Here is a 6,237-nt window from a genome sequence, read left to right on the forward strand (position 1 = left end):
CTCCCTTGTGGACGACGCTGACCACCGCCTATCCGGAGCTCGTCCTGAAAGAGCCGCAGGCCGGTGCCCGGCGTCGTCTACGCCCGCACCGTACCCATGAGCAGCGGTTCTGCCGACGCGTCATCGAATGCCGCGACGGTCTGGTGTGCCTGAGTCCGTACCTGGCACATGTCGCTTCCGAAACCGAACTCGCCCATGCCCCGGCCGAAGAACTCGCTCGACACATCACGGAAGCACTGGCTCTGAAACCGGCGATGGAGTCCGCCCAGACCGAGCTGTCCGCGGTCCGCGTCGCGGTACCCCCGAACGGCGACCTGGAGGCAGATGCCCGCGAACTCATCGCCGTGTCCCAGGCCCTTCAGAAAGGAAGTCATGAGCAAGGCACTGATCTCCGCTAACCGCGTCGTCACGGGCCCCGCAGGCCAGTTGATCGCTGACGGCTCCGTACTGGTCGACTCCGGCGTCATCGCCGCCGTCGGCCCCACTGTCGAGCTGGACGCGTCAGTCGCCGCGCAGGTGCCACGCGTGCGCTGTCCCGGAGCGACGGTGATGCCCGGGCTGATCGACTGCCACGTTCACCTCGCCTTCGACGCGGGTCCGGATCCCGTCAGTGCGGTGATCGACGCCGACCGCCACGGGCTGTCCACCGCCATGGCGGACCGCGCCCAGCAGCTGCTGGCGTCGGGTGTGACCACCGTTCGCGACCTGGGTGACCGTGACGGGCTCGCCGTTGCGTTGCGTGCCTCTATCGACTCCGGGGCTGTCATCGGGCCGCGCATCGTCGCCGCCACCACCCCGCTCACGTCACACGGTGGCCATTGTGGCTTTCTGGGCGGTGAGGTGGGCACGGACGACGCAATCCGGGCGCAGATCGCCCGTAACGCGGCCGCCGGAGCCGATCTGATCAAGGTCATGGCCTCGGGTGGTGCGCTTACCCCGGGCGGACCGCGCATGTGGGAGCCGCAGTTCACCGCTGACCAACTTCGTTTGATCGTCCGGGAAGCGGCGCGCCACGGTCTGGCTGTGGCCGCTCATGCGCACGGCACCGAGACCATCGCCCAGTGCGTCGACGCAGGCGTCCGGACCATCGAGCACTGCTCCTGGCGCAGCGAGGAGGGTGTCGTCTACGATCCGGCGATCACCCGTCGTATCGTCGACAACGACGTCTCCGTCTGCCGCTGTGTATCCGGGGACTGGCAGTTGTTCCTCAAGCAAATGGGGCCCGAGCGCGCCCAGCGGATGACTGAAGTGATTCAGGAAATGCGGGCAGCCGGTGTCCGGTTCATCGCCGGTACTGATGCCGGGGTGCCAGGAGCACGGTTCGGCGACTACGTCGGAATGCTGGAGTTCTTCGCCTCACTCGGTTTCAGCAATGCTGAGATGGTGGACAGCGCCACCGTCAGCGCCGCGCACGCCCTCGGGCTCACCGACACAGGTGTCCTAGCTCCTGGAATGCGCGCCGACCTCATCGTTGTCGACGGTGACCCTTTGACCGAGTTGGACGCTCTCCGACGGATCCGGTACGTCTTCACAGCAGGCCGCCCCGCCCTTCGCCCTGACAACGGCTGATTCCGTTCGGGCAGCGCGGCCAGGGATCCAGCTCTTCAGGACCGTCTCTCACCAGGGCCGTCCGCCGTGGACCTCGACGCATCCACGCGGCGGGCGAGCCCGGGCGTCACGGCCCGTCTGACGCGGGGCCGGCGGCAGGCGCGGAACAGCCGTCCAGGTTCGCCGAATCGACGGGCAGGCCCTCGAGTTCACGTACCCGGTCGATCACTTCGCTGATCGACTTCAGGCTCTTCTCCGACAGGCCGGCAGCACGCAGGGCGATCCGCTGCACCTTGGCGTCACGCAGCGCGGTGAGGAGAGACATCTCGGCGTTCACCCTCTCCCTGACCCGGTCGTCGAAGAAGTACGCCGGAGGGACACCGAAGAACCTGGCCAGTCCTTCGAGGTGCTTGAGCGTGGGATTGTCGCGCTGCCCCTTGCGCAGGAGCCAGATGTAGCTTCCCGAGATCGGAATTCCTGCGGCACTGATAGCGCGGGCAACCTCTTCAGCGGTGTATGGAGCCTCACCTGCGGGCTTCATATGAGCGAACAGATGGTTCAGCTTGTCGGCCAGGCTGTTGCCCGGCTCTCTGTCGCTGTTAGGCACTGCGTGGCCTCCTCTTTGAAGGCATACCTCAACCTCGTACTGAACCGTCATCCGCCGTCAGTCTGCAGCCTGGGGGAACTTGAGCCGATCACCGGTTCCGCAGCAAGCTATCTCATGCAGTGACTCGCCGGGTAGCGGTGAGGGGCCTGCCGGATCGCCCGCCAGGCGACGGCAATCACCGTGCCGCACGGCGATGCAGGGCCATCGGCCACAGTGCGCGAGGCCCAGGGGACGCTGTTGACAGTGGTTTGCAACGGGGATTAGCGTTCCTGCGCGGCAATCTTCGACTCATGTTGGATTCGAACGTCCGCGGCTCTTACTGAAGTTGATCCAGGACGCCGAGACCGCGCGCGGGGGACTTGGCCAGGCGAGGGAAGACATGGAACTTCACGTACTCGGAGCGATAGAAGCCCTCGAAGACGGCCGGGCCCGCGTGCTCGGTGGGATGCGCCCCAGAACTCTGCTGGCGGCGCTCGTGCTCGCGGGAGACCGTGGCCTGGGGCAGCAGGAGATCCGCACCGCCCTGTGGGGCGCCGCGCCACCGGCCACCGTACGGGCCCAGGTGCACACCTACGTCTCCCGGCTTCGCCGGGCTCTCGGTGGCCGAGCCGAGTTCGTGCGCGCGCATGACGGCTATGTGCTGCGGCTGGGCGGTGTCACCGTCGACTACCGGGAGTGCCTGCGGCTGTCCGCCCAGGCCCGTACGGCATTCACGGAGGGCCGGTACGAGGAGAGTTCCGGCCGGTTCGCCGAAGCGCTGCGGCAGTGGCGCGGCCGGGCCCTGACCGGGGCGACGGAGTTCCTGGACCAGCAGGAGGGGCCGCGGCTGGAGGAGTTACGGCTGTCGTTGCTGGAGGAGAAGGCCGACGCCGACCTCGGTCTCGGCCGTGGGCGCGAGGTCGTCGACGAGTTCACGAAGCTCGTCGAGAAGCACCCCTTCCGGGAACGGATGCGGGCCCAGCTCATGACCGCCCTGTACCAGTGCGGCCGGCAGGCCGACGCCATCGCCGTCTACCAGCAGGGACGCGCCGTACTCGCCGAACACCTCGGCGTCGATCCGGGGGAGACGCTGGAGAGCACCTTCCACGCCCTTCTCTCCGGGAGCCTGCCTGCGCCGCGAGTGGGCAGCCTGCCGTCGGTGGCCCCGGCGCTCACCGCGACATCGGTCGGCGATTCCGGAGCCCGCGGTGAACTGCCCCCTCCTCTGGTCGACTTCGCCGGACGCGGTGCCGAACTGGCCCTTCTGCGCCAGTGGCTGAGTCGTCCCGATTCCGACGTGCCCCCCGGACCGGTCGTGATCACCGGCATGGCGGGCAGCGGAAAGAGTGTCCTGGCCGCCCGTGCCGCCCATCAGAACGCCGCCGCGTACCTCGACGGGTGTTTCTTCCTGCGTCTCCGGGATGCCTCCGGACGAGCCCGCCCGCTCCCCGCGGTCCTGGACGAGCTCCTCACGGGGCTCGACGGGGAGCCGCCCACAGCCCACCAGAGCCTGGAAGACCGGCTGTGGCTGATCCGGCAGCGGCTCGCCCGGGGGCGACGGCTTGTCGTCCTCGACCACGTCGGTGCGGGGGACCCCGTCGACGTGCTGCTCTCCGCCTGCGGCCGCAGCCAGGTCGTGATCACCGGGCGCCCCCGCTTCGCCGACCTGCCCGGCGTCCGGCTGCTGGCCCTCGGTGCCCTGCCGGAGAGCGAGGCGGTCGCCCTGCTGACCGGGATCACCGGCCGCACCACGGCCGCGAGCGGCGACCTGCACGCCGTCGAACGCCTCGTCCGCCTCTGCGACCGGCACCCGGGCGCACTGCGGGCCGTCGCGGCCCAGCTCACCGCCAAGCCGCACTGGACCCCCGGCCGCCTCGCCGACCGGCTCGCCGACCACCGGCGCAACATGCTCGACCTGCTCCGCGTCGGCGGCCTCGACGTGGGCGAGTCACTGCGCGGTCACTACGCCGAACTTCCCGAGCCATTGCGCCGTGCGCTGCGCGGGCTCGCCATGCTCCGGTCGCGGACCGTCTCCGTCTGGGCCGCGGCCGCCGCCCTTCAGTTGTCGCATGGCGAGACCGAGGACGTCCTGGAACAGCTCGTGGACGCGCACATGCTCACCGTCACCGGCATCGAGCAGGACGGCACCTTCGTCCTCGGACTCTCCCGGCTGCTGCTGTGCGTCCTCGGTGAGGAAGTCGAACGGAGCGAGCCCGAAGGGACGCCCGCGGAGGTCGCGGCACGCGTGCTGGCGGCCTGGAGGCGACGGTTGAGGGAGGCCGACCCGGTGACCGTGGCGGAACGGGACGACGCCGGGGCACACCCCGGCGACCTGCTCGCCGGAGTGCTCCGCTCCCTGCCCGCCGAGCCCTTCGCCGGCAGCGCCGAGTTCTGCCGGGCCTGCGTCCGGGAGCTGCGGGCCGCCCGGACCGCCCAGCACGTATAGCGGCCGTATAGAACTCCGCCGCTGCCGTATAGCGGTGCTTTGCATGATTGCCACGAGCGATCCCTACACCCGCGACTTGGAAAGGCTCATCCCGTGTCCGACACCACGGCGAACCACGCCTTCACTGATGCAGCGGAACTCAGGCGCGTCAACCGGGCCACGGTGGAGAAGTACATGAACACCACCGGCCAGGACCGGCTCCGGCGGCACCTGCTGTTCACCGAGGACGGAGAGGGTGGTCTGTGGACGGCCGACACTCCCGGACCCATCGCCATTCGCGGCCGTGACCGGCTCGGCGAGCACGCGGTGTGGTCCCTCAAGTGCTTCCCCGACTGGGTCTGGTACAACATCGAGATCTTCGAGACGCAGGACCCCAATGTTTTCTGGGTCGAGTGCGACGGAGAGGGCAAGATCCTGTTCCCCGGTTACGAGCCGGGGCACTACAGGAACCACTTCCTGCACTCCTTCCTGCTGGACAACGGGAAGATCCGCCGGCAGCGGGAGTTCATGAACCCCTTCAACCAGCTGCGCGCGCTGGGCATCGACGTCCCTGTCGTGCGGCGGGAGGGCATCCCGACATGAGGGCCATGGTCGCCTGGTGGGACCTGACCGAGTCCGATCAGACCATCGGGAGTCTGCGTTCCTTCCTGCGCGACGAGGCCGTCGAGGCCTGGTCCGAGCAGCACGGCCTGGTGCTCAAACTCTGGATCGCCGACGACGAGAACAACCGCTGGGGCGCCATTCTGCTCTGGGAGTCCGCCGAGGCGGCGGCGCCGCCCCACCCGCGCAGCGCGGCCGAGTTGATCGGCTATCCCCCCACCCACCGCACGTGGTTCGACATCGAGGCCACGGTCGAGGGTTGCCACGGCATCCCCTCGCTGGTCGGCCTCGGCCGGGCACTGGAGGAACAGAACCGATGACCACGTCCCCCACCACCGACGCGGCCGCGATGGAGCCCGCCGAGTTCCGGATACCGCCGCCGGCCCCCCTGCCCCTGCTACGCACCTGGCTCGACGACGCCCGCGAACACGTACGGGAACCGGGCGCCCTGGCCCTGGCCACCAGTGACGCGGACGGACGTCCCTCCAGCCGGATCGTCCAGCTCACCTCCCTCACCGACGACGGACTGGTCTTCACCAGCCACCGCGGCAGCCGGAAGGGACGCGAACTTGCCGCCCGGCCCTGGGCGTCCGGCGTCCTGTACTGGCGGGAGACCGGCCGGCAGATCGTCATCGCCGGGCCCGTCGTCCAGCTCTCCGACACCGAGTCCGACGCGTTGTGGGCCGCCCGGCCCGTCGCCACGCACGCCATGTCCGTGGCCTCCCGGCAGAGCGAGGCCCTCCCGGACGTCGAGGCACTGCGAGCCGAGGCCGCGCGGCTCGCGGAACTCGGTCCCCTGCCGCGGCCGGAGGCGTACGTCGGCTACCGGCTCACCGCGCACACCGTCGAGTTCTGGCAGAGCAGCCCGGACCGGCTCCATCGAAGACTGCGTTACGACCTGACGGACGGAGGGTGGTCCGCCGCACGGCTGCAACCGTGAGCCGGAGCCCAGCGGTGGGCTGGGGCCGGCGTCCGCCCGGCACCGGCCCGTCCCGCCGTACCGGCCCGCCCGCCGGGCGGTTCCACGACGGCAACGGGCGGCGCCCGCCCGCGCGAC

Annotated in this window: 7 protein-coding genes; 6 read left to right on the forward strand and 1 reads right to left on the reverse strand. The window is 69.7% G+C overall.

Features of this window, described 5'->3' with window-relative positions; all coding sequences use genetic code 11:
• Together JHAT_RS34885 and JHAT_RS32990 are read left to right on the forward strand one after the other, a co-directional pair.
• On the forward strand, positions 1-398 hold a 398-nt coding region (locus JHAT_RS34885), incomplete at its 5' end, for an MAB_1171c family putative transporter (protein ID WP_307718369.1).
• Positions 373-1,569 carry an amidohydrolase family protein gene (locus JHAT_RS32990; protein WP_077801957.1) on the forward strand — a complete coding sequence of 399 codons (1,197 nt, stop codon included), beginning with the start codon at positions 373-375 and terminating at the stop codon, positions 1,567-1,569. The genes JHAT_RS34885 and JHAT_RS32990, both read left to right, overlap by 26 nt.
• A 106-nt stretch (positions 1,570-1,675) precedes the next feature.
• On the opposite strand, the gene JHAT_RS32995 is transcribed toward JHAT_RS32990, so the two are convergent.
• The gene (locus tag JHAT_RS32995; RefSeq protein ID WP_077801958.1) at positions 1,676-2,155 is read right to left on the reverse strand and encodes a helix-turn-helix domain-containing protein; all 480 of its coding nucleotides are present in this window, start codon (positions 2,153-2,155) and stop codon (positions 1,676-1,678) included.
• Between the two features lie 379 nt (positions 2,156-2,534).
• On the opposite strand from JHAT_RS32995, the gene JHAT_RS33000 reads away from it, so the two are divergent.
• The 4 genes from JHAT_RS33000 to phzG all read left to right on the forward strand — a co-directional run bounded on the left by JHAT_RS33000 (position 2,535) and on the right by phzG (position 6,120).
• On the forward strand, positions 2,535-4,580 hold the full coding sequence (locus tag JHAT_RS33000) for a BTAD domain-containing putative transcriptional regulator (RefSeq protein ID WP_077801959.1): 2,046 nt from the start codon (positions 2,535-2,537) through the stop codon (positions 4,578-4,580).
• A 93-nt stretch (positions 4,581-4,673) separates the two neighbouring features.
• On the forward strand, positions 4,674-5,162 hold the full coding sequence (locus JHAT_RS33005) for a PhzA/PhzB family protein (RefSeq protein WP_077801960.1): 489 nt from the start codon (positions 4,674-4,676) through the stop codon (positions 5,160-5,162).
• Positions 5,159-5,500, forward strand: a complete 342-nt coding sequence (locus JHAT_RS33010; protein WP_077801961.1) for a hypothetical protein — start codon at positions 5,159-5,161, stop codon at positions 5,498-5,500. Before JHAT_RS33005 ends, JHAT_RS33010 begins: the two co-directional genes overlap by 4 nt.
• Positions 5,497-6,120 (forward strand): phenazine biosynthesis FMN-dependent oxidase PhzG, encoded by a 624-nt coding sequence (gene phzG / locus JHAT_RS33015; protein WP_077801962.1) that lies wholly within the window; start codon positions 5,497-5,499, stop codon positions 6,118-6,120. Before JHAT_RS33010 ends, phzG begins: the two co-directional genes overlap by 4 nt.
• Positions 6,121-6,237 lie beyond the last annotated feature (117 nt).

This window comes from Streptomyces sp. JHA26, from assembly GCF_002005565.1.
Classification (GTDB): domain Bacteria; phylum Actinomycetota; class Actinomycetes; order Streptomycetales; family Streptomycetaceae; genus Streptomyces.